This window comes from Pseudomonas sp. NPDC079086 (assembly GCF_044542155.1).
Classification (GTDB): domain Bacteria; phylum Pseudomonadota; class Gammaproteobacteria; order Pseudomonadales; family Pseudomonadaceae; genus Aquipseudomonas.
This window is the reverse complement of sequence record NZ_JBITTY010000007.1, coordinates 1-24,901: the sequence shown is the minus strand read 5'-3', so window position 1 is coordinate 24,901 and position 24,901 is coordinate 1. Positions and strand designations below refer to the sequence as shown.

16 protein-coding genes and 1 pseudogene are annotated in these 24,901 nt (G+C 53.5%); 16 read left to right on the top strand and 1 reads right to left on the bottom strand.

What is annotated here, in order from left to right; translation table 11 throughout:
• Positions 1-97 precede the first annotated feature (97 nt).
• Positions 98-391, bottom strand: a pseudogene (locus tag ACIGEK_RS22015) (transposase); the annotation flags it as partial.
• Positions 392-756: 365 nt separating this feature from the next.
• Here ACIGEK_RS22015 and ACIGEK_RS22010 point away from each other — a divergent pair.
• The 16 genes from ACIGEK_RS22010 (at position 757) to ACIGEK_RS21935 (ending at position 24,650) form a co-directional block, all read left to right on the top strand.
• On the top strand, positions 757-1,245 hold the full coding sequence (locus ACIGEK_RS22010) for a CS1 type fimbrial major subunit (protein WP_397495378.1): 489 nt from the start codon (positions 757-759) through the stop codon (positions 1,243-1,245).
• 176 nt (positions 1,246-1,421) lie between these two features.
• Complete coding sequence (locus tag ACIGEK_RS22005) at positions 1,422-3,923, top strand: CS1-pili formation C-terminal domain-containing protein (RefSeq protein ID WP_397495377.1); 2,502 nt, start codon at positions 1,422-1,424, stop codon at positions 3,921-3,923.
• Between the two features lie 96 nt (positions 3,924-4,019).
• The gene (locus ACIGEK_RS22000) at positions 4,020-4,751 is read left to right on the top strand and encodes a molecular chaperone (protein WP_397495376.1); all 732 of its coding nucleotides are present in this window, start codon (positions 4,020-4,022) and stop codon (positions 4,749-4,751) included.
• A 30-nt stretch (positions 4,752-4,781) separates the two neighbouring features.
• Complete coding sequence (locus ACIGEK_RS21995; protein WP_397495375.1) at positions 4,782-5,261, top strand: CS1 type fimbrial major subunit; 480 nt, start codon at positions 4,782-4,784, stop codon at positions 5,259-5,261.
• Between the two features lie 156 nt (positions 5,262-5,417).
• On the top strand, positions 5,418-6,653 hold the full coding sequence (locus ACIGEK_RS21990; RefSeq protein ID WP_397495374.1) for a hypothetical protein: 1,236 nt from the start codon (positions 5,418-5,420) through the stop codon (positions 6,651-6,653).
• A gap of 130 nt (positions 6,654-6,783) precedes the next feature.
• Complete coding sequence (locus ACIGEK_RS21985; protein WP_397495373.1) at positions 6,784-7,083, top strand: DUF6968 family protein; 300 nt, start codon at positions 6,784-6,786, stop codon at positions 7,081-7,083.
• Positions 7,084-7,236: 153 nt separating this feature from the next.
• Positions 7,237-7,653 carry a hypothetical protein gene (locus ACIGEK_RS21980; RefSeq protein WP_397495372.1) on the top strand — a complete coding sequence of 139 codons (417 nt, stop codon included), beginning with the start codon at positions 7,237-7,239 and terminating at the stop codon, positions 7,651-7,653.
• Positions 7,654-7,696: 43 nt separating this feature from the next.
• Positions 7,697-7,939 (top strand): GNAT family N-acetyltransferase, encoded by a 243-nt coding sequence (locus ACIGEK_RS21975; protein WP_397495371.1) that lies wholly within the window; start codon positions 7,697-7,699, stop codon positions 7,937-7,939.
• Positions 7,917-8,216 carry a GNAT family N-acetyltransferase gene (locus tag ACIGEK_RS21970; RefSeq protein ID WP_397495379.1) on the top strand — a complete coding sequence of 100 codons (300 nt, stop codon included), beginning with the start codon at positions 7,917-7,919 and terminating at the stop codon, positions 8,214-8,216. Before ACIGEK_RS21975 ends, ACIGEK_RS21970 begins: the two co-directional genes overlap by 23 nt.
• Positions 8,217-8,343: 127 nt before the next feature.
• Entirely contained in the window at positions 8,344-8,790 is a 447-nt protein-coding gene (locus ACIGEK_RS21965; RefSeq protein ID WP_397495370.1) for a PH domain-containing protein, read from the top strand.
• Between the two features lie 97 nt (positions 8,791-8,887).
• A complete protein-coding gene (locus ACIGEK_RS21960) occupies positions 8,888-9,337 on the top strand; it encodes an RDD family protein (protein ID WP_397495369.1) in 450 nt (149 codons plus the stop codon).
• Between the two features lie 422 nt (positions 9,338-9,759).
• Positions 9,760-12,333, top strand: a complete 2,574-nt coding sequence (locus ACIGEK_RS21955; RefSeq protein WP_397495368.1) for a Tc toxin subunit A — start codon at positions 9,760-9,762, stop codon at positions 12,331-12,333.
• Between the two features lie 83 nt (positions 12,334-12,416).
• Positions 12,417-16,346 carry a neuraminidase-like domain-containing protein gene (locus ACIGEK_RS21950; protein ID WP_397495367.1) on the top strand — a complete coding sequence of 1,310 codons (3,930 nt, stop codon included), beginning with the start codon at positions 12,417-12,419 and terminating at the stop codon, positions 16,344-16,346.
• Between the two features lie 117 nt (positions 16,347-16,463).
• Complete coding sequence (locus ACIGEK_RS21945) at positions 16,464-20,939, top strand: SpvB/TcaC N-terminal domain-containing protein (RefSeq protein WP_397495366.1); 4,476 nt, start codon at positions 16,464-16,466, stop codon at positions 20,937-20,939.
• Between the two features lie 62 nt (positions 20,940-21,001).
• Positions 21,002-23,782, top strand: coding sequence for an RHS repeat domain-containing protein (locus ACIGEK_RS21940; RefSeq protein ID WP_397495365.1), 2,781 nt, complete (start codon positions 21,002-21,004; stop codon positions 23,780-23,782).
• A 94-nt stretch (positions 23,783-23,876) separates the two neighbouring features.
• Positions 23,877-24,650: an AAA family ATPase gene (locus tag ACIGEK_RS21935; RefSeq protein ID WP_397495364.1), complete on the top strand. Its 774-nt coding sequence runs from the start codon at positions 23,877-23,879 to the stop codon at positions 24,648-24,650.
• Positions 24,651-24,901 lie beyond the last annotated feature (251 nt).

Here is a 24,901-nt window from a genome sequence, read left to right as displayed (position 1 = left end):
CAGCAGGTAACGCTGTTTGCGCTATCGAACCTGTGGATGGTGCGAAAAAAATTACTGATTGCAGGAGAGGTGCGTCTGTAATGGAGGGGATTACCGTCTGCGCCACCAGAGCTTTCAGGAGCTCACGGTCTTGCTCATCGTAGATCGCCGGTCGTCCGGACTGAGACTTGGCCGTGAGACCATTCAAACCATCGGTCTTCCATGCCTTCAGCCAGATCGATACGGCCCCTCGCCTGACGGCGAGAATGTCGCTGATCTGGTTGATGGTGTAACCCTTGTTACTGAGCAAGATGGCATGCGCGCGACGACGCAAGGCCGGCTTTTCGCCCTGTATGTAGGCATCGCTCAAGACCTGGAGGTCGGTGTCGGAAAGAGGCGACACACATTTCATGGATAGAATCCTGATGTACGCTGAAATAGGGTGCTAACTATGAATGAAAATTTCAGTTCGGGTACTAAAAGCCAAGAAAACTGCAAATTTACAAACTTTAGTCCACTGCCGGCACTTTGCCTGCTGCGCTTGGCATTTGAGCGCTGCAGCAGTCCACCCTGCAATAAATGCGATAAGCACCAAAGGCGCTCAAGTGCGCTCAAACCCCGTTAATTAGTGTGAATTCACAGCTTTTGATTTGGTATTTTTAGGTCGCCCCATCATGGTGGGTGGAGAACTTAGTTAGGCCTCGGGTTAAGCCGATGCAATGTTCTTACTTGCCAAGGCAGGTGAAATTATTAACGACACATAGATAAACTATAGGTATGAGTATGTTTAAAAAAACAATGTTGGCTGCAGCTGCTACTGCGCTTGGCTTCGTGAGTATCTCGGCCGCGGCGGTAGATTATAGTATTAGCATCGAAGCTACAGTTCCGAGTCAAGAATTTGCGGTTGTGCCGTCTGATAGTAATATGACGACGCAAACTCAGACCATGAAGTATACACCGGTTTCAGGTTCCGATGGTGGTCGTTTAGCCCCATTAAATATTATCTTTGATGTAAAAAGTACAAATATTGTAAAAGCCAAGCTGAATCAGCCAGCTGTTTTAGAAGCTAATGGTGGTAAAACGATCCCACTTACAGTTTTGTTTAATGGCGTTGCATTGGACGCTGCCGCGGCACAAGAGGTGTCGAAAGGTACGGCTAGTGCTGTAGCTAAAATGGCTCTTAAAATTCAAACTACAGATGAATTCGTTTCTCAAGTAGGCACCTATACTGGCTTCGTTTCCGTGGTCTTCGATGCTGCAGCATAAATATTGATCATGGCAGTCGCATGCATATAAATCAGCAGTAATAAATTTGGCAATCTTATTATAAGATTTTTTGTGTGTGATGCGCCTATGGTTAAGGGAGATTAATTCCAGGGATGGTATTAATCTCCCATTTTATTTTTTGGAAGATGTATTGTTGCTATTTTATAGAAAATATTATGTACATACGCTTATGCATCATGTCCGCACTATCGTTAAGCTTGGTACTTTCTTGCAAGCTATTCGCAGCGCCGCTTCAGGCGTCAAGCAGCCTGCTGGAGCAAGCGCGCGGTATGCCTGCTGAGTTCTCTGAATATTTTTTTAATGCGCCCCTCGCGGCAAAAATTCTACTTAATAACCAACTGCTCAGCGAAGCTTTGCTCAGCGTGACTATCGATGAGCGTGTCACCCTGCTGGAGTTGACCGACAGTTCAGGCAGTGACCTGCCCGCTAATGAGCGCCAGCGCTGGGCAGACTTCCTGCGCCTGGGTGTGCCACTGGGTATCTGTGAGCGCAACTGCCCGTCCCAACTGTTGGCGGTACATTACAACTTGGAGACTTCGACGCTCTCCATTATTACCGAAACGGCCGAGCGTACGGCGGACGAGTCACGCTATATGGATCTGCCTGTAGACGGCAGCCATGGCCTGCTGCTGAACAATAGTTTGAGCCTCTTCGGCGGCCAGGGTCAGTCACTCAGTGGCAGCAGCATACTGAGCAGCATCAGTAGCCTAGGCAATTGGACACAGAGTGCCAGCCTGCTCCTGTCACGTGCCAGCAGCGCAGACAGCGGGCTCCTGCACAACCTGCGAGAGCTGTATAGTCAGCGCGAACTCAGCGGCCGCTTTGTCCGGGTGGGCTACTTCATGCCTGATAGCCAGGGCCTGAGTCGCCAAGCACGCACACTTGGGCGCAGCGCTGGCAGCCTGGCCGGAGTTATGTACGGCAGCTCCGACAGCCTAGCCATCGACAGCCCACAGCCTAGCGTCTACCCGATCTACGTCACTGCCAATCGCCAAGCCGCCGTCGAGATTTACCGCAATGGTGTGCTGATCAGCACCCAGGCCGTAGCCCCGGGCCTGCAGACGCTCGACACTCGCCGCCTGCCCGGCGGCATCTACGATGTGGAAGTGCGTCTGGTTGAGGATGGCCAGGTGATCTCAACGACTCAGGAGCTGGTCTACAAGCCCAATAATTGGCGCAATCCGGACGAGCGCTGGCGTTATAACCTGTATGCCGGCCAGGAAACCGAACTGCTGAGTAATTGGCAGGCGCAACGCGAGCGCAGCCTGAGCGCCGGTGCGGTAGTCAACTACCTGATGCACCCGCGGTTGGTTACTGGGCTTTCTGTGCGTCAAGTGCAGGATAAGATCCAATACGGTACCTCGGCCGACTGGATGGTCGGCGACAAGAGCAGCTTTTACGCCAACCTGTCCCATACACCTGGCCAGGGCAGCGGCCTGGATTTGTATAACAATATCAACTTCGAGTATGTCAGCCTTGGGCTTAGCCATAGCCGGAGCTGGCTGGACACGCGCAACGCCTATCAACAACTCGCTAACGGCGACCGCGTGCGTTCAACCTCCAGCTACAACGGCCAAACCAGCAACACCGGCGTCTCCGTCAACTACCGCTTGAGCGACAGCACCAACCTGAGTGGGCGCATCACCCATAGCCAAGGGCCAAGCAATGGCACCAGCCTGGATTTGAGCTGGTCACGGCGCGGCCAATTATTCGGCAGCGACGCCAACTGGGGCGTTGCTTTGTTCGACCGCCCAGGCAGCGGCACGGCAAACGAGCGTGATCGCGGCATTGACCTGAGCCTGAGCTTGGCTCTTGGCGGCCCAAGGCAAAGTCTGTATGGCACCATTGGCAAGCGCAGTGCCCGCGATGGCGGCTCGGAAACAAACACCTCGCTCAACTATTCGCGCCGTTTTGAAGATTTTTTTCTGCAGAGCGTCTCCCTAGGCGCTAGCCAAGACAGCTATGGCACCGGCCTGAACGGACAAACTGTTTTTGCCGGCAAGCACCTCAGTGGCACCGGTTACCTGCAACGTTCCAGCTACCAAGGGCAGCTCAGCGGCGGCCTGAACCTGGACAGCAGCCTGGCCATCGGCGCCGGTAAAGTGGTGCTCAGCAGCCAGGCCGATTCATATAGCGCTGCGGGAATGATTATTGATGTGGAATCCGACCTCGAGCAGATTGTCCTGCGCGCCGACGACCTCAGCGGCCTTGGCGCCACCTTGCACCCGGGGCGCAACTTCATCCCTGTCGCGGCCTACAAGCCAGGCCACATCAGCTTCGAGCTGGCCGATCACTCGGCGGAGGCAGCCGGCGCCGTCGAGCCTAAGCAAGCTAGCTATCACCTGAACAAAGGGGGGGTGGCCTATCAGCGCATCCTGGTCATGAAAACCGTCACCGTGCTGGGTCGCCTACTTAACCCGCAAGGCGAACCGCTCAAGGGGCACCACATCATCAACCATGCCAGCCGCGGCATGAGCGAAGTGGACGGCTTCTTCTCCCTGGAAATGCGCGCCAGCGCACCGACCCTAGACGTCAGCTACAACAACCAACTTCGCTGTCAATTCCGCCTGGACCTGGACAAATATCGCCAGGAAGACGATGTATTGATGGTTGGCGATCTGCTCTGCGTGCCCAATGACCTCGTCAGCGCAAAATAACAGTCGGCATCGAAGAGCTACACGGCTCCCAGCCACTACACTTAGCAGGTGCAGCCGCACAGCGGGCTGCGCAACTACTCCGACAAAGGTAAAGCCATGAAACGCCTCTTGCACATCGCCCTACTCGCCACCTTGCCTTTACTCGCCCAGGCAGGGCCGCAAATTCATATTGGCTCATTCTACGACTACCTCGCCCCCGACAAGAGCGTGCAGCTCAAGCGAATCTACAACACCGGCGATGCCACTGCGTACGTCAAGGTCGAAATCGAGGAGATTGTCTATGCCGCCGACGGCAGCAGCAAGGAAGTGCCCCTCGCTCTCGACGCCAGCAGCGTCACCCGCAACGGCCTGATCGCCAGCCCGGCACGCATGATCATCCCCAGTAGCGGCTCCCAGAGCACCCGCTTGGTGTTTATGGGCGAGCGCAGCCAGGAACGCTATTTCCGCTTGCGCTTTCTACCCGTAGTCCCCGAGAAAGAGGACCAATTTGCCATTAGCGACGACGATCGCCAGGACTACAAAGAGACACTCAGTGCTGGTCTCAACGTGATGACCGGTTTTGGCGCCGTGTTCGTCGTGCACCCTAAAGACAGCCGCTACGACACCCGTCTCGACGACCGCGCACAAGAGTATCAAGTGCGCAATGCGGGCAATGCGCTGGTGATGATCGATGAATTCACCGACTGCCCCAAGGACAGCGATTGCCTGGCACCGAGCAAAACCCATGTGCGCCCCGGCCAGAGCTACAGCTTCAGCAAGCAGCCCGGGCACCGATACAGCTTCAAGCTGATTGAAGGCGCCAGCACCAAGGCCATCCAAGTGCACTAAGCACCGCAACCCGCCCCAAGGTGGCCCGTCATGCGCAAAATTATGCAACTTTTCATCACCTGCTTGGCGCTGTTAATGGCCGGTAGGGCTCTGGCAGTCGAGGAGGTCTCGTACGAGGTCTACGTTGATATTCCAGTCGCTAAACTCTATGTGCTCCCCGTTAATCCGGCGGTGCTTATTCAGCTGCAGCATCTGCAATGGGATTTCCGCAGTAAGAGCTTCAAGCCATTTCTCACTCGCTTTAACGTGCTCAACAGTAGCGGCGGCTTTAGCGCCAGGCTGGTCAAGGCTGCTGTTTTACAGCGCGGATTTGATCATCCTGGGGAGATTGCCCTGCAGGTGAGGCTTAACAATGTTCTGCTGAGCACAACTTCTCAGCAGGTCGTTGCCAGTGCCAATACCCAAGTTCAGTTGCCATTATATATTACCGCTGTACAGCCGGCAAAAGGATATAGCCCAGGCAAGTACCTGGGCAGTGTCGAGTTGATATTTGAAGCGTCCACTCTCTAGTGAGTCAGTAAATTCAGCTGCAGTGTGGCTAAGGAAATACCTATGCTAAATCGTATAACACAGTTAAATCCCGTTAGGCTTTTATGGGGTCATGTTTCACAGCTGGGCGCACGAGAATGTGAGGCTTTCTACCGAGCCAATAAGTCAAATCTCCGTATGAAACGACTGCAAGCTATTTTGGTCGCGCTTTTGAGTTGTGTTTACGCCTCTTCGGGAAACGCTAAGTACGCCACTACTACTATTAATGTTTCCGGAAATATTACTAGCACTAAAAACAATGTCGGCGGGAATGCTATTAAAATAGAGCACGACGGTACTTGTGAAAATGCGGTGGCAGGTGATTGCCAGAATAGAAAAGAAAATTATGTATTTAAGATTGGAGGAGGAGGGTCGACGAGTATTCTGCAGTCTCCACCAATTAGCTTGAATGAAACGCTTAGCTTACCATATTTTATGATGCAAAACCCTAGGCGCGATATTGAAATGAGAAATGAAAATGGTGATAGTTTTCATTTGACTTTGGATATTACCGATGTGGGTGGCCGTTTTTATTTCGGACACCTTCACAATTTTGTAAAAGAAACATTTTACAGCTACAATATTTTTCGATCCCCCACGTGCAAATCAAAAGCCGCTTCTCTCAAGTGGGGTGATGTTAGAGAGCTATATACGTTTAGTCAACCAGGTTGCAGCACTTCGGTAGCTGAAGCTAAGCCAGGCGCCGTTATTAGTATTTGGTCTATGTCTGAAATGTATTTAGGAACCCGATTTGTTGTGCTGGAAACGGCCGGCATAAAGGCTGGCCGCTACAACGGCGTTGTTAAGTTCAATGTAGGCCCGAATCCCGCTGATGATATATATATTGGGGAAAAGAAGTCATATAGTCAGACCGTGATTTTTAATATAGTACTCACCGTCGAACACCAACTTAAGGTCGAGCCGCTCACCGGCACCCGTGTGGCCTTACAGCCCAAAGGCGGTTGGCAAAGCTGGTTGTTCAGTAACCGTGCACCCACGCTTTTGAGCGCCGACAGCACCTTCAGCCTCTCTACCAATTCTAACTTTAAGATGCGCCTGAAGTGTCAGTATCCGGGCACTAATAATAACTGCGCCCTGCAGAGCGCGCGCGATAGCACAAAAAAAGTGACAGTCAAAACCTTGGTCAGTTTACCGGTGGGCATCAGCGCTAATGGTCAAGCCGTACATCGCTCTGCGTTGAGTTCCAATATGGGCGATAGCGTATTCATACCCTCGAGCTATACAGCTGCGCGTAACGGGACCTTGCATTTCGAAATGGCTGAGGATCAAGTGAGCAGCATGCTTAATGATGGCGAAAATATCGCCCGTCGCTACAGTGGCAATATTACGGTCGTGTGGGAGGTTGCTATCTGAGTATAATAAATTAGGCGCTCTGAGCTGAGTTGAGCGACACCGCCAAGCCAAGGCTGTTGGCCGGATATGCAAACTTCCAGCTTTTTTCAATGTTCTTAAAAACAAGGGGCTGCACCCGAGTGCTAACACTATGCTGAGCAGTATGTATGTGGCCAAACATCCTGATGGGCGGCAGGTTGTTATAACCATCACCGTTGGGATGCCAGCGCCAGACCCTAAATCGCTAGGCGGCGCTTATCGTTGCCAGGTGAAGGTATGGGGGCTTGGCTTGAGCACATACGCGCATGGGGTTGACGCGATTCAAGCACTTTGTTTGGCGCCGCGCTGCTTGAGGCATTTGATAGAACCCTTGAGCGCTTCAGGCTGGAGGTTTTATTTCCCCGGCCACCTTGACTGGCCAATAGATTTTTCTACTACTGGTTATTTCTAATTGTTAGCGTGTTAAGTAATTGATATGCCGCTCGGCAGCCAGCTACGGCCATTAAGGGTCTAAATAAACTTGCTGTTGCTGTTAGATATAAATTTACAGTGGCTGTATAAGCATGAGGCAATATACCGCTAGTTGCCGCTGCGCAGCGATACATTGCTGCATTTCGAAGGGGGCTATGAATTCGGTGTTGTGCTACTGCAAGCAATGCCAGGCGTGTATGGGCTTTGGTCAGTGGTATGGATTATGTGCGCCAACAGAAAGTTTAAATTCACAAAAAGTTCGCCTGGTGCATTTTTACCGGTGGGTGATTCTGGCCAAGCTATAATCTTTACATTTGCGCTGCCTGCGGTAGGTGCAGATATAACGTTTGGTAACTTTTATTCAGTAGTGCCTCCGCCAATAATTGGCGATCATAAACGTTCTGCCGAAATGGCAATTTATATGGCGTCAGCAGCAAAATGGGCAAAATTCCCTGAGCGCGTGCGAAAATTTAAAATTTTACCTCCTGCTATGGGTGCTTGCTTACCCAGCAAGCCAATCGTTCGCTGCCCAATCGGGCTCGAGGTATAGCCGTGCCTGAACCTAAGCGCTAGGCTGCATTCAAGGATATTCAATGGATATTTTGGTGCGCGACAGTCGCGAGGTTGATTTACCTGAGCTTGTAGATATTTACAATCAATCGATAGCTGGGGCGTGGTCAACCGTCGATAGCAAAGCAATTTCCGTTTCTGAGTGGATCGATTGGTATGGCAAACATAATCCGGAAAAACGCCCATTGTGGGTTGCAGAAATCAACGCACAGATAGTTGCCTGGTTCGGGCTGAGATCTTTCCATAAAGGGGGGGGCTGCATATGATGCGACGGCGGAGGTTAGCCTCTACATCGCATCCGCATTTCACAAGCAGGGCATTGGCACGTTCCTTAAACAAAGAATGATTGAACACTGTCCCCGCCTGGGAGTCACTTCTCTGGTAAGCATCCACTTCGATCACAACGCAGCAACCGCGCGAATCAACCAGCAACTAGGTTTTGAGCAGGCAGGTTATTTAAGCGAAATTGCCTTGGTGAATGGCGAACAGCGAGGTCTTATTGTTTCAATCCTACGCATCCCTCCAACCGCTAGCAGTGCGTAACGCCACCTTTGCGATTGCCAGCATGCCTAACCCGGTGCTCAACTGCGCGCCCTTCGCTGCTTGGACGCGGCGCCGTGTAGCTCTAGGTTAGGCCTTATCAACCCACCCAACCACTCAGGAGTCAGACATGGGCAGCTACGTCGACAGTGCACTTGCAAAAGGCGAACATGTAATTTATCAAGGTAAGACCAGTATTTGGTCGTTACTGCCGCGGATAATCCTGGGTTTTATTTTTCTAGGGCTTTTTGGTCTCGGACTGTTGTTCTGGATTGATGCCGCGATAAAATACTTCACTACCGAGCTTGCCATTACCAATAAGCGCGTTATTGCCAAGTTTGGCTTGATCAGTCGTACAACCATTGAAATCAACCTGCAAAAAATCGAAAGTATTCAAGTGAATCAAGGCATTCTTGGGCGTATCTTCAACTTTGGTTCAGTTATTGTATCTGGCGCGGGTAATCCTCAAGCACCCGTGCCGGGCATATCCAGCCCTCTTAATTTTCGCCGCGCATTCCTCGAAGCTCAAGAAACAAACGCTCAAACACCCATGGTCACAGTGGGGGCGTCTGCCTAATACACAGCAATCATTCGCTGGACTCTCTGGGGCCCATGCTGTGACCCCTGAAGCTTACTGTTAGGCCCTATCAACAAGACACGAGGAGATGCCAAAAATGCAAGATCAAGAAATCAAATATGCTGGGTTCTGGGTTAGAGTAGGAGCCACAATTATCGACGGACTACTTGCAGCGCTAGTCACTTCCCCGCTTCTCATATCTATATACGGATGGGGTCACTTCGACGGTGAAGCTAAAGACTTAATCGCTGGCCCAGCAGATTTCATTATAACGTGGGTGTTTCCTGCGATTGCAGTAATTGCGTTCTGGGTGCTTAAGCAAGCTACACCAGGGAAAATGGCAATTACTGCAAAAGTAGTTGATGCTGCTACAGGTGAACGTGCAAGCACGGCCCAATTAATCGTGCGTTATTTTGCATACTTCATATCATCGCTCCCACTTGGTCTTGGCTTTATTTGGGTTGCCTTCGACAAGCGTAAGCAGGGTTGGCACGACAAAATTGCAGGAACTGTTGTAATTAAACAAATCAGTACAGGGTGCGTGTGAATACTTGTGATCCATGTGTAAGGCTGCAGTGATTCTGTAAATAACCAAAAGTCTCCCCTGATCCTCAAGTAAGGCATATTTGCATGCCGTTAATACCTGACGCCGGTTAACACCGCAATATAGGTTTTAGCGCTGGAGTGGCCATTGGCTATCAATGGCCTGGCAAGTTTGCCTCGAGCGCAGGGTGGGGCTTGGCACTAAAAGCTCGGACACGAATAGATACGGTATATATCAAGTCTAAGTTGAAAGATCCTGATAGGCTATTTTAAGTGCTTGTTTTAATGCGCTGCCATCTGCTGCTCAGGGCTTATGTTTGCGGGCATTCACATGCTCCGGGCAAAGTTGAGTGGGCAGTAAATAATTCAATAAGTACTTGAGGTTTTGTAACTAAATTACGCCCGTCTTTATTAAAGGATCAATTGATGAGTAACAGTGGCATGCCAGAAGTTTGTTCTTCCCGGGGAGAGTCGTCAGACTTTGATCAGTTTTTTGGGCTATTTAAGCAGCTCTCACTCACGACAGTCGATGCGAAAAGGGCGATGACGGCGCGACTCCAAATAGCTCAGTTGACATCAATATTTATGATTGCGCAGTATGAGGAGGATCGCTTTTTGATCATCTACGGCGCAGCCCTGGAAGGCTGGGCACGGGATATCTATGGTGCCGCGCGGCGACTGGTAGCCCAGCATGAACACCAGTCTTTGCTGGATACCATTCACCGTCGCCACGCCGCCTCGCCAGAAATCGCGGCACGCGCGCTGGCGGGCAGTACACCTGTCGCATTATCATTTCAATCGCTGTTTAAGGAGTCTGGGGAATCCCTATGTGCCCCCGGTCAAATTGAGGCCTGGGACTCTCCCGCCGCTTATTTAGTGTCGTTGTATCGAAAAGTGCGGCAGTTCGAAACCCTAGCCCCCAGCCCGGCGCCACTAAAGCTGGCCGAACTCTCATTGACAAAACGGCGCACTGATTTACTGGGCATCGAGCTGAGTGACGATCAATTGCATACGTCAATCCAAGCTCTGGCGCTTATTAATCCGTTACTGGAAAAATCCGTTATTTGTCACAGCTCACTAGCCGACGAAGCCGCGCTCTATAAAAAACTGGCAACCACCTACTATCCATTATCACTGCCTTTTCATTTGCCCTATGTCCAGATTAAACGTGCGCTTGAGGAAAAACACACCAGTCCGGGCGAGGTTTTTGCTCACGTGCAGGATTTGCTAAGTGAGTTGTCGCCATTCACTCCGTATAGCTCGGAATATATGCGTGAGTATTTAGCGTGTAGCCCGTCAGAATATGCATTGTGGTTTGCGCGCTCAAGTGAGAGCACGAATTTTATTGACCCCCGGCTGATGCCTGTAAAGGGCGCTGTTGCACTGACGGTTTTTTGCACGGCCACTGGCTTGAGCAAGCTGAATGTAGAAGAGTTGATTTGTAGTGACGCGTTTTCTTCACTGAACGCTGAGGGCGCTGCGGTACTGGGCGGTGCACATTACATTACCGGCACTGAAACAGCCGTGCAGTTGGAGAAAGGCGCAGACGGCCAAGATTTTTTACGCTGTACTCAACCACAAGTATTACGCATGCTGCAGATGATTCGCCTGCAGCGCTTGGTGGATGTGCCATTTTCTCAGTTGGATGGATTAATTGAGGCATGTAAAAACTCTAAGAATGCTCGGGGCATGCCACTTAACGTATTGGGTCTGTTCGGTTACTTGAATCGCCAGTACGCAGTATCAGTGGAAATTTTGACTGTTTTGCTGAGCAGCTCGATGCCTGTAGTTGGTACGCTGGCTAGCCCTTCGTTGTTTGACCGTGTTTTTAACCAGCCGGGTAAATTTGCGCAGCCGCTGGATTTCAATCAGTTACCGGCCAGCGCTGAACAATTAACGAACTGTGCTGAAACAACCCGCCGTCAGTTGTGTGCTGGTATGGGTGTGAATGCCGCAACCCTTGACCTATTAGCTGCAACCCTTGATGCCAATGGTGATAATTCTTCGCCAAGTGGTCTGGGTTACTGCTCAACACTCTACTCATTTACCGCGCTGTCGCGCCTTTTTCGGCTAAAGCCACAAGAGCTGCTGCTGCTGGGCGATTGGCTTGGCATCAAGCTGCTGGCTCATTCATCTACCTGCGAACAGACGATGGATAACATCCGCCGGTTGAATGCTGTGGTGGTGTGGCTGCGGCAACAGTCGTTGACGGTCGCTGCATTGCAACCGATCTTGTCTACTGAAATTGCTGTGCTGGATTCAGATGAGCCTGTGACGCAACTGCTGGAACAACTCGCCACTTTGGCGGTGCAGTTTCCCGACCCGCCGGCCCTGGACAATGCGGTCATACAAGCGGTGGCTCAGTATTGTGCGGTGCCACCGGAGCAAGCCGTTTATTTATTAACCGCCGTAGGCCAGACAACTAATAAACTTGTCACCTTGGGTCAACGCTTTATGACTGCAGCGTCCGATAAACAGCAGCCGGCGATAGACTGCGCAACCATCTTTACCTATGACCTGGTTCGCTATGCCAGCGCATTGGCCTTTAGTGGGTTGAGCACCGCAGGTATTGAAGCTTGGATGAACAACCCACAATGGTTTGGTTGCACAGATACTAAACTTTCATTGTCCGCCCTGTATGCAATGCGCCAATACGCCTTATTATTGAACGCCGCCAGCGTAACTGAAGCGCAGTTACTCAATTACCTGAAGATGGCCAATAGTGCGCAAGGCTGTGATTTGCTAACGGCGGCGCAACTATTCTCAATTAAGCTAGACGTTTTTTATTCTAAAGCAGCACAGTTGCCAACAACCTCGCTGCAGCTCAGCGCTTTAATTAAGTTGCAGACGTTTGCCGAAACAACCGAATTGCCGATAAAGACTCTTGTCGATCTGTATACGCTGCTGCTCCGTTCAAATGCCAATGTGGAGGGTGGTTATGCTAAATGGCAGCAAGTGGCGGAGCCAATAACCCTTAGCGTGTATCAGCGTCCAGATTAATATTTCTATTATTAATTTAAACCTATGTCGGATGACGTTACCCCTGGGTTGCGTCGGCTTTTTGTGTTGCTTGGAGTTTCGCTATGAGTCAACTATTTTTGGATGCGATCAATTGCGCTAAACGCGATGCGTTGGTCAGTTATTACCTTGGCAACAACATCGCTAACAATCTTGCGGTGCGCACGGCCGAGGATATCTATGATTACTTGCTGGTTGATCCGCTGGTCCACAGCAATGTCATGACCAGTGAATTGGGCGAAGCCATTGCCAGTGTTCAGCAATACCTCAATCGCGCGCTGAAGGGACTGGAGCCGGCACTCAGCGCTACCCCGGACGAAGTCACGGCCTGGCAGCAGCAAAGCAGTCGTTATGCGTTATGGGCGGGTTATCAGCAGTTGCGTGCCTATCCAGAAAATTATTTGGAGCCGACCCTGCGTATCGACAAGAGCGAACTGTTTACGGGCTTAGAAATGCGTTTAAATCAGGGCCGAATCAACGATGACGGCGTGCAGGAAGCCGTGCTGGATTATCTTAATCAGTTCGAAGAGATCAGTAATCTTGATGTGGTGAGCGGCTATCAGGATGGCGTTAGAAGCGATAAAGACGTGATCTACTTTATTGGCCGCAGTAAAAAAGCGCCGGACCGTTACTATTGGCGCTCATTGAATATGGACTTGTATGCCGATGGCGAAATTCACCCCAATGCCTGGGGCGAGTGGAAGAAAATTGATGGCTTGGCTACCGCCACGCGCGGCTCGGTACAGCCGATGTGCATGAATGGCCGCTTATATGTGATCTGGTGTGAGGCGACGGAACAAAAAGAGGCTACGTTAAACCCAGGCGAAGCCAATAAGCCGGTAAGCTATAAGCTCTCAGTGAAATTAGCTTTTAAGCGTTTCGATAATAGCTGGAGCGCGCCGCAGGAACTGCACAGTGGTGTGACTCAGGTGTTACCTGCGCGACTAATCGCGGTTAAGGATATTAGCACCGAGCAAAATGCACTGCTGCGAATTGGTGTCTACGCTGAAAATAAGACCCTGCTGGTTGGCCAAACATTTGATGCGTTACTGAACGCGCTTGTCACGGATCCACCACCAATAGATTTACTTGATATTTATACGCCCGCCGCCGTGCAGCATCCTTATAATTCACGGACAACGAGCTACACGTTTACAGCGCAGCCCCCTATGGGTATAGGGAAAAATGGATATCTGGCCCTGTACGGCTCTTTTAAACTGGATGCTAGCTTCGAGGTTGTGAATAATGCAATCTTTATCATGCCGTTTGGGAGTGGAAATTCTATAATTTTTCCGGGTGGGTCTGAATATCGGATTTTATCTGGTTGTAAACGTGCGCCGATCGTGCTTAGTTTAAATCCGGCAGACTTTAAGGATGGCAAATACAAGTTTCCAGTTGAGCTTCTCAGTGAGGATGAAAATCAAAAAATTGTTCACTCGTTTATGTATTATATTCCGAGTATGTTTGGCCAGATGCAGGTAGAAATGCAGCAAGATATAGATGTGCACTACCTGAAAGCCACCGCAAACTCAGTATATTCGATTGTTGAAGAAGCAGGTTTCATACAAACGCTGGTCTTAAATCATGTCAGTACCGGTAAACCTATCCGTTTGAATACGTTATTCGCTAAAGAGCTGGTACGCCGTGGCGAGAACGGTATTGACGGCGTAATGGCCGCCGCCCATGTTGCTGCGCCGGGTGAGAGCGGCTCGGCCATGACCTCAACGCTCGATTTTAACGGCTCCAATAGCTTGTATTTGTGGGAGCTTTTTTTCCATATGCCTTTTTTGGTGGCGCATCGACTGAACCAGGAGCAACGGTTTGACGAGGCGGCTCGGTGGTTGCATTACCTGTTTGATCCTTCCTGCGCGGCCAACCCATGGACCGGACATACCTTGGTCGACATAGGCGGGGCGGCGAACTTTGTTTCCGACAATTTGACCGACCCCAATACCCGCGCAATGGCCGATCCGGTGCTGTATCGCAAAGCAGTTTTTTTCAGCTACGTAAAAAATCTTATGGATCAAGGGGATGCCTGCTACCGCGAATTAACCCGCGATGGCTTGGCCGATGCTAAGCAATGGTACAAGCAGGCCCAAGCTCTATTGGGGCAACAGCCACTTGAAAGCACTGCGCCGCGTTGGCTGCCGCAAACCACAGAGCGTGCTTTTAACGCGGATAGTGCGGCGCGCGCAAAGGAGCTGATGGGCAGTCATCTGCACCTGGGGATCTTTGCTTTACCGCGTAACGCGGCGTTGCAGCGGTATTGGACGCAACTCGATACGCGGCTGTACAACCTGCGCCATGGTTTGAATATCGATGGGCAATTGTTGTCGTTGCCATTGTTCGATGCGCCCATTGAGCCTCTCGCACTGTTAGCGTCGCGCAGCGCCGGTGGCGATTTAAGTCGGCCGGCATCGGCGGGCAAGTTGACTGTCCCGCACTATCGATTTGCGGTGATGATGAACAAAGCGAATGCCGGGGCTGAGATGCTGATGCAACTGGGCAATGCCTTGCATAGCGCTCTTGAGCGTAAAGACAGTGTGCAGTTAGAAGCCCTGCAACAGGAGCAGCAGTACAACTTGTTGACGCAGTTCACCCTGGGTATCCAGCAAGAATCCATTGAGTTGAGTGTTGCCAGTCAAGCGGCACTGGCCGTCAGCAAAGCGGCCGCCCAGTTGCGGGTGGATCACTACACGCCTTTGGTGACCCAGGGGCAGTCTGCCCTAGAAACCGATGCCCTGCGCATGCATAGCGCTGCCATTATCATGTCTGCGGCCAGTACTGCCCTGCGCTGGGCGGGAGGACTAGCCGATTCTGCCCCGAATGTGTTTGGTTTGGCCAATGGCGGAATGCATTACGGCTCAGCCCTGTATGCAGCCAGCGCGGGTGTTGAGATGTCTGCATCGGCAGTGTCACAAAGCGCCTCGGTGATGGAAAGCTCGGAGCAGTACCGTCGGCGTCAGGCGGAGTGGACGTTGCTGCGTGATCAGGCCCAAAAGGATGTTGAGCAGATTGATAAACAGCTGGCTGTGGAAGCCCAGCAGCAGAAAATTCAGCAACAACAGCTGTCGCAACTCAAGGAACAGCAGGCTCATGTAAAGGCGACCCGCGATTTTCTTTCATCGCGCTTCTCAGGTACGGCGCTGTACCAATGGATGACCGGGCAGTTATCGGCGCTGTACTTCCAGGCGTATGACGGTGTGATGGGTTTGTGTTTGGCGACTGAAGCGGCTTGGCAATACGAAACAGGCATTTTCGATGGGCCGCGCTTTATCCAGCCCGGTGCTTGGAATGATCGCTATCGCGGTTTGCTGGCAGGCGAGGGCTTGAAGCTGAGCCTGCAGCGCCTCGATCAGGCGTATCTGGTGCGCAATGAACGCAAGCTGGAGATTGTGCATACCGTCTCACTCAAGACCCTACTTGAGGGGCAAGGGCGCAGCGATTGGAAAGCACCGCTGATCGAGACAGGGACGCTCAGTTTTGACTTTACAGAAAAGCATTTTGCACAGCGCTATCCCGGCCACTACTTGCGCCAGATTGCGGCGGTTTCGGTGACGTTGCCCGCGCTGGTAGGCCCTTATCAGGATGTGCGCGCGGTGTTGGTGCAGACCGGCAGTATGTTTAGTACCAAGGCTGATGACGCTGCAGTTGCTTATCTCATGGGTACAGCCACCGGCGATAGCTCGTTGGTGCAGAGCAATCTGCGCGCCAGTCAGCAAGTTGCGCTATCCACCGGCATGGATGACAACGGCGCCTTTCAGCTTAATTTTGGCGATGAGCGCTACTTGCCCTTTGAAGGCACTGGGGCTGTCTCGTCCTGGCAACTGAGGTTTCCCAACCATGATTGCGATGAACAGAAACAGATGCTGAGTTCACTGACTGACATCATCATCCGGGTTCGTTATACCGCACGTGACGGCGGGGATGAGTTTGCCAAAGCGGTGCAGAGCCTGCTCAAGACGGCTGAGGCTGCTTCGGCTTTACGCAACTGACGCAGGCGTCAGCTGACTTTCTGAATTCTCGCGCAACGTGTCTGCTGCCTTGAAGCCCCCGCACTCAGGTGTTGGGGCTTTTTGCGGGCAGGTGCGCACACGATGTTGGAGTTACGCATGCAATCCCATTCTCCCGTCCAGATTCCTGAACTCGCTCTGCCCAAGGGCGGTGGCGCACTTCACGGCTTGGGTGATGCTGTTGGCATTACCGGGGTTTCCGGTGTGGCTACCTTGTCTGTTCCGTTACCGGTCAGTGCCGGTCGTGGTTTTTCGCCCGGTTTAGCCCTGCAATACAGCAGCGGTGCAGGCAACGGCCTTTTCGGTATCGGCTGGGGCCTGCCTTTGCCCGCTATTAGCCGGGAAACGGTTTATGGCGTGCCGCGCTATACCCCTGAAGATACGTTGCTGGGCCCCAGCGGTGAGCGACTGGTTGCCGAGCGCGATGAGCGTGGGCAGCTCAAATGCGTGCCGGCCACGCTACACCCGCGGTGCACGGTCACCACAGCGCACCACGTGCAGCGCTACTTTGCACACACCGAAGGTACGTTTGAGCGGGTCGAGTGCTGGACACCCGATGCCGGAGGCGCGAGCTTCTGGCTGGTACAAGCCGCTGATGGCACGCTGCATCAGTATGGGCGCACCAGCCAGGCGCGGATTGCCGACCCGGCCCATCCCGACAGTCACATTGCCCAGTGGTTGCTGGAAGCTTCGCTGTCGGTAAACGGTGAGCAAATCCGTTATGAATATGCTTCTGACGAAAACACCGTAAACGCCGAAGGCCGAGAGCAAGGCACGTCATCTGTCCTTAAACTGATACGTTATGGCAACCGCCAGGCATGCGCCGATCTCAGTGCACCGATTGCGCCGCAGGACTGGCATTTCACTCTGCTCTTTAGCTATACCGACGCGGCTGCACCGCTAGAGCAGCAGGCCGCGTGGGACGATGTGGTGACGCCGCGCCAGGATGCTTTTTGCCGCTACGACTATGGCTTTGAGCTGCGTACCCGGCGCTTGTGCCGGCAAGTGCTGATGTACCACCGTTTTGCTGAATTAGCCACGGATGCCTGGGTGCTGGTCAAACGCATGGGCCTCAGCTATATCGAAGACGGGAGCGTGTCCCGCTTGCAGCGCGTCGATTTGAGCGGCTTTGCCGAGCAGGGTGAAGCGCATGCGCCGCCGACCATCTTTACGTATGCAGAATTTGATCTGGCCACCCTGGTGGCGCAACGCCGCTTTACCCCAACGCCTGATTTTCCCGACTGCGGCACTGGCGGCTATCAACTGGCCGACCTGTACGGCGAAGGTGTACCGGGCATCCTGCTGCAGGAGGGGAGCGGTTGGCGCTACAGGGCACCGCAACGCAACAGCGCACTTGGTGGCGATGCCGTTAGCTACGCCGACTGGGTGGCGCTGCCGCAATCGCCTGTTGGGCAGGCCAGTGAGTCCAGCCGGCGCATGCTCACGGATTTTACCGGCGATGCGCAGTTGGACTGGGTGATTACGGAGCCGGGAATGGCGGGGTTTTTCTCGCAGCGGCCCGATAAAACCTGGTCGGACTTTACCCCTTTCGCGGCCTTTCCTGCGGAGTTCGCCGCTGCGCAGGCGCAACTCACATCGTTAGTTGGAAGCGGTTATCAGGACCTGGTGCTGATCGGCCCCAAGAGCGTGCGCTTATATGCGGGCCTCGGAGCGCAGGGTTTTGCAGCGGGGATCGATGTCATTCAAGGCGAGGCGGTTTGCCTGCCGATGCACGGCGCACGGGATGAGGTGATTGCCTTTAGCGATATGCTCGGTTCGGGTCAGCAGCATGTTGTTAGGATTCGCCACAATAGCGTGGAGTGCTGGCCGCATCTGGGGCATGGCCGCTTCGGCAGCCCGATCCCTCTGGCTACTGGCGTGTGCTTTGCTGAGGCCGCCAGTTTTGATCCGCGTCGGGTATTTTTGGCCGACCTTGACGGCAGCGGTGCGCCCGACCTTATTTATGCGCATACCGATTACTTGGCGATCTATCGCAACCGTTCGGGTAATTGCATTGACCCGCAGCCGGTCCGGCTTGAATTCCCCACAGGTGTTCAGTTTGATCAACTGAGCGTGCTGCAATTTGCCGATACGGATGGCTCAGGCTGTGCCAACCTGCTACTGACCCTGCCGCAACGACCGGCGTCTGAGCGGCACTGGCGTTTTAACTTCACCGGCGGGCAAAAACCCTGGCTGCTGACGTCAATGAATAACAGTCAGGGCCTGAGTTCCTCGATCACTTATCGCAGCTCGGCGCAGGCCTGGCTGGATGAGAAGCTCATCCAGCCAGCCGCCGTCTGTCATCTGCCCTTTGTGGTGCATACCGTCGCCAGCCTGGCGCAGCATGATGAGGTGGGCGGCACGAGGTTGACACAGACCTACCGTTATCAGCGCGGTTATTACGATCGTCAGGAACGCAAGTTCCGAGGTTTTGCGCGGGTGGAAACAACCGACACTGAGTTGCGAACCGAGCAGGGCGACATGGCTGATGCGCTATTTAAGCGGCAACAGAGCGCTCAGACGCCCTTTGCGCCGATAGTCACGCGCACGTGGTACCACCAAGGGACGTTGCAGTGTGGCACTGATCGGCGCGACTACTGCCAGGATGACCCGCAGGCCATGATCTTGGCTGCGACGCTGTATGTGTCGCGCGCAGGGCAAGCGCTGCAGCCCGAGCAGCGGGTGGTGATGGCGCGTGCGCTGGCGGGCAGTGTGCTACGCGCCGAAGTATGGGGCATGCCGCCAGCGGAGCAGATTTGCAGTGCGGTGCTGTATAGCGTCAGTGAATCGCGCTATCGGGTTGAGCTGTTGTCATTCCATGACCCCAAGGCTGCCGTGGTGATGCCACAGCTGTTGGAGACTTTGCAGTACCAGTACGACGGCGTTGCCAGCGATCCGCGTTGTACGCAGCAAATCAATCTGGCTTCGGATCTTTATGGAATGCCGACGCACAGTGTGGCGGTCACCTATCCACGGCGGCTCGATAGCACTGCGCAGCCACCGGCCCAATACCCAGAGGAGTGGCAGCAGACCTGGTGGCGAGACTCCCACGACGCCTCACAGCGTGCCTTGGTGCTGACCGAGTTGCGGCAAACCTGGCTTCATTTGAGTGAGGTGAATAGTTGGCGCCTGGGCTTGGCGAAAGAAAGCTGCAGCGTGGTGCATGAGTTTTTGCTCGACGGTGGGTTTAGCCGCAGCGCCGCTGGGATGGCCTGGCGGGAGTCGCCGCTGCTCAGCTATGAAAAGCTGACAGAGGCAACCGCAGGTAATCTGTTGCTGGCCGACGCGGCCGATACTCGTCAAATGACGGGGCGTCAGGTGCAGCACTATTACGATCAGGCAGGCATGCAAGGCCAGCCGACCTTGCAAGGGCTGCTGCACCATACCGAAAGTGCCGAGCTTGATGCCTTGGCATTGTCGGTCTACGAGCGGCTACCGGAGTTCAACCAGACGCTCGACGCGGCGCTTGAGCAGGCGGGCTACCATCAAATGGCGTGGGGCTTGTTCGATCCGTGCACCAGTACGCTGCGCATGCCGGACGTAGAGGAGCAACCCTTGTGGGGCATTCAGTCTGATTTCTGTCGGTATGCCCCTGCGCAGCAGTTTTACCGCTTGACGCAGCATCGTCCGAGCCAACGCATAGAGTCAGAAACGACCTTTACCTACGACCGCTATGTTTGCCAGGTTGAGAGTATTACCGACCCGCTTGGGCAAACCACGCACGCCTACTACGACTACCGCACCATGCAGCCGTTGCAGCTGGTGGATATCAATCGCAATACCCAGGAAGTGGTTTTTGATGGGTTGGGGCGGGTGCTGGCGACGACTTTTTATGGTGTGCAAGAGGGTAGGCCGGTCGGCTTCGAGCCACTCTACGACAATGGCTGCGATGCTGACGGCATACGCCAGTTGCGCCCGCTTTTTCGGTGCTCTGACCTGCTGCTCGACGCGGCGATTGCGCTGTTGGCCGCTGCCGATAAGCGTGGGCCAACTGCCCAGCAATCAGCACGCGCGGCAATTCTGGGGCCATGGGCTTCGGTAATCTATTACCTGCCTCATAGCTGGCGCGAGACGGGGGTTGCGACTCACACGGCAGTCTTTTCCACTGACCGTTACCCGGCCGATCCTGCCGGGCAGGTACGCGTGGCCATAACCTATGCCGATGGATTTGGCCGTGCGGTACAGACCTGCAGCAAAGCTACGTCCGGGAGTGCTTACCTCGGCGATGCTCAGCAGCCTATGGGCATCGAGCAAGCACAGAGCACCACGCACTGGCTGGTGTCCGGCGGTCAGGATTTCAACAATAAAGGTTTGCCGATACGCACTTACCAGCCTCGCTTCCTCGATACCTATCGTTATGTGCGTGATCGAAACGACAGGGAGGATGCCTACTGCATTCAGCATGACTATGACGCGCTTGGACGAGAGGTTCGTACCACTCGCCCAGACGGTTATTTCCGGCGCACCACCTATTGGCCTTGGTATGTCATTACCGAAGACGAGAATGATACCGCGTGGGAGCTTGAGCCCATCGACGCTGACGTACCGTCCCCCGCTTATCAGGAGGCCCTATGAGCGTCGCCATAGTTCACCGCCACACACCGACCCTGCAAGTGTGCGACCCATCCGGTGCGCCCGTGCGCAGCGTCGCCTATTACCGGCGCACTGCACAGGAACAAGCCCAACCCCGCGTCACCGCCAGTGCCTCCCGGCGTGCTGGGCGGGTGAGCCAGCAGTGGGACTCACGCTTGTTTGCCCTGAGCACTGCGTTAACAGCGGACACCGCCAATCTGACCGGCCTCTCGTCCCTCTCGGGGCGGCCCTTGCTGACAGAGAGTGTCGACGCCGGATGGCGTGTGCAGTTCTGGGGCGCGGCAGGCGAATTGCAGGTCGGCTGGGACGGGCGCGGAACTCGCACACGGCACACTTACGATGCAATGCAGCGGCCCATCGCTGTTTTTGAGCAGTGCCAGGACGCGCCGGAATGCTGCATTGGCTTGACCACCTATGGCACCCAGGCTGCAGCGTCGGTGGCACTCAATCAGTGCGGCCAGCCGGTGCGGGTGGACGACAGCGCCGGTAGCCGTCAGGTGCATGGCTACAGCCTGCAAGGCGCGCCGCTGGCCGAAACCCGGCACTTTTTACAAGCCTTAGCGGAGCCGGACTGGCCGCAAGCTGTTGCGCAGCGTGATGCGTTGCTGGAACCTGAGGGCGCGACCACGCGCTGGGGGTACGACGCACTGGGCGCGCTGTTGCAGCAGACCGATGCCCAAGGCAACCACCAATACACCGACTACAACATCGCCGGGCAGATAGCCGGCACCCGCCTACAACTGCGCGGGCAAGTTGAACAGACATTGATCCGCGACATCGCCTACAACGCCTTTGGCCAGATCACCGCTGAAACCGCAGGCAACGGCGTCACCACCCAAGCTACCTACCGAGCCGATACCGGTGTGCTGCTGGGTTTGCGGGCACAACGCGCGGACAAAACCTGGCTGCAAGACCTGCGCTATACCTACGACCCAGTCGGTAATGTGCTGAGCATTACTGACGCAACACAGTCAGTGCGCCACTTCGCCAATGCGCGCATCGTGCCGGTTAATAACTACGCCTACGACACTCTGTCGCAACTGATCCGCGCCACTGGACGTGAGGTGGGCAGCAGTGGTTACGGCCCTGAATTACGGGTATCTGCGGACCCGACCCAGCTGGTCAACTACACGCAGACCTACCACTACGACACTGCCGGTAACCTGCATACGCTGCAGCACCTCGGGGCGCAATCTTACACGCGCAAGATGCAGGCCGCCGAGCACAGCAACCGTAGCCTGGCCCGGAAGGTGAACGATCCGCTGCTCAATGCCGGTGAGTTCAGCGCAGGTTTTGATGCCAACGGCAATGTGCAGCACTTGCAACCGGGGCAAGTGCTGTTGTGGGATGGTCGCAATCAACTCTGCCAGGTCACGCCGGTGGCGCGTGATGAAGGGGCTGACGACACTGAACGTTACGTCTATGACGAGGGCGGGCAACGGCTGCGCAAAGTGCGTATCAGCCAAGCCAAAAACGTTGCTCATATCGCACAAGTGCGCTACCTGCCGGGGCTGGAGATACGCGAAGACAGCGCCACAGGCGAAATACTGCATGTGATCACTGCCCAAAGTCCGGGCCGCAGCAGTGTACGTGTGCTGCACTGGGTGACGGATACGCCCATTGGCGTCAGCAATAACCAATTGCGTTATGGGCTGGGCGACCACCTGGGTTCCAGCAGTTTGGAGTTGGACAGTGAGGCCCAGCTAGTCAGCCAAGAAGGGTATTACCCCTACGGCGGAACAGCCTGGTGGGCGGCGAGCAACCGCACCGAAGTCAAGTACAAGACGGTGCGTTACTCCGGTAAAGAGCGTGATGCCACGGGGTTGTATTACTACGGTTTTCGCTATTACGCACCCTGCTGGGGACGCTGGCTGAATCCGGATCCGGCGGGCACGGTGGATGGGCTTAATCTATTTAGGATGGTTAGGAATAATCCGCTCACACTTATTGATGATCAAGGGCTATCCCCAACAAACCCCAAGGAGGGCGTTCTGTATGCACCCTTTGTTGCCCCTGATATCTTGGTGCAAAGTCTAGGCCGCAATCTTGTTCGCCAGAGTAGTGGTAAGTCGTTACAGCCACTCATAGTTCCCGATGATAGTTCTAGGGACGAACTTGAGCAGTTAAGAGAGAGTCTAATAGACAAGTATAGCGAAAAAATAAATAAACTAACGGCCGTGTTTAACAGTCTGGCCAGCAAAGGTTGTTCGCTCGAACTTATAAGGGCTAATTTTGGGCCAGAAGCTTTTGATGGAATGATGGCTAATCATGGAGCTATTTCGTTGCAGGTAAATATTCTAAAAAGTATGGAAGTCAGAAGTAACTCAGGTGGTCAAGCATTGAGTGCGCTCAGTCCTGGTACAAATAAAATATACATCCTAGGGCATGGCGGTGCAGGAATGGATGTACTTGCAGCAGATCAAGAAATGAAACTGGGTCACATCACCTCGAGTGGCCTTGCAAGACAACTTTCTGACGGGGGGCTGCCTAAATATTTTCAGGATATCCGTTCGACTGCATGCTTTAGTGCAGATACAAGACAACCTACTTCATTTGCACCCGAGGAATTGGATAGTGCCGCCAAGATGATGTCTGGTAAAAAATCCCATTTTTTCGGTCTGCTTGGTCCTCGAACTCCAAGCAAGCAATCGTTTGCCCAGTCTTTGAGCGGCGCTTTGAAGAAAAATGGTTTTTCGCAAGCGCAAGTCACTGGCTACCATGGCGCGGGCGTGACGTTCAGTCGTACAGGGAATTATCTCCGCAGAATCGTAGGTGTCCCTAATATTGATTTGCGGAGTTCAAAGGCCAGGCGTGTATTTAAATAATTAAAGCGCCATAGAAAATTAATTAAGTAAATAGAGAGCAAGGGGCGGGCTTGAAGCCGCCCCTTAATAAAACCTTAGACATAGGAATATGGCCATGGCGACGCGTACAGCCTCTCGCAGTTCTCCGTCCTGCTTCAGTTCGCCTTTCTTACGAAGTATTCGGAGTAATTCGCAGCGGATGCAGGGCGCGGAGTTCCCGTTTAATATTCCAGCATTCCGTAATGGCATAAACCTTGATCTGCCGACCCCAGTCACCTTCTTTGTCGGAGAAAACGGAAGTGGTAAATCTACTCTTCTTGAGGCATTGGCCGAAATCTCTGGTTTCAATCCAGAGGGGGGTAGTAGAGATCATTATCGAGAGGGAGTGGCGCAGAGATCTGAGCTGGCGCCGGCACTAAAACTTTCATGGCTGCCGAAGATGACCGAAGGGTTTTTTATGCGTGCCGAGAGTTTTTATAACTTCGCCAGTTATATAGACGGTGTTTCTGATCTTCAGCGCTACGGCGGTAAGTCACTGCATCGCCAATCTCACGGCGAGTCATTCTTAGCACTGTTCCAAAATCGATTTCAGCGAGGCTTATATATCCTGGATGAGCCTGAGGCGGCCCTTTCTCCACAGCGTCAACTCACGTTCTTAAGAATCATTCACGAGTTAGAAGCCACTGGCCAGGCTCAATTTCTCATTGCAACTCATTCGCCAATTCTCTTAGCGTATCCCGGGGCTAGATTGTATCAGTTTGAGGTAGAAGGTATCCGGCAGGTGCGCTACCAAGCAACGGAGCATTACCTAATCACCAAAGATTTCCTCAACTGCCCCGAGCGTATGCTCAAGCATCTTTTTTCCGATGAGCAAGCATATGAGGCCTAACCTCTTGTGGGCGATTAGTTTCATGTAATCGCCGGGTTAGAGTCCCGGCGAGTGCTGCGCGGTATTAGTTTGATAGTGCAAGTCGCCTCGCCGCAACAGTCCAAGTTTAATCACTCACCCAGCCTATTATTTTAATTCGGGCGGGGTAATAGCTAGGGAAACTCTGAAAAAGACTTCCAGATTCTGGTCAAATATATCCACCCAGTTTTTCGAGCTCCCCGATGAAACAGATCTCCTTCGCTGATGCTGAG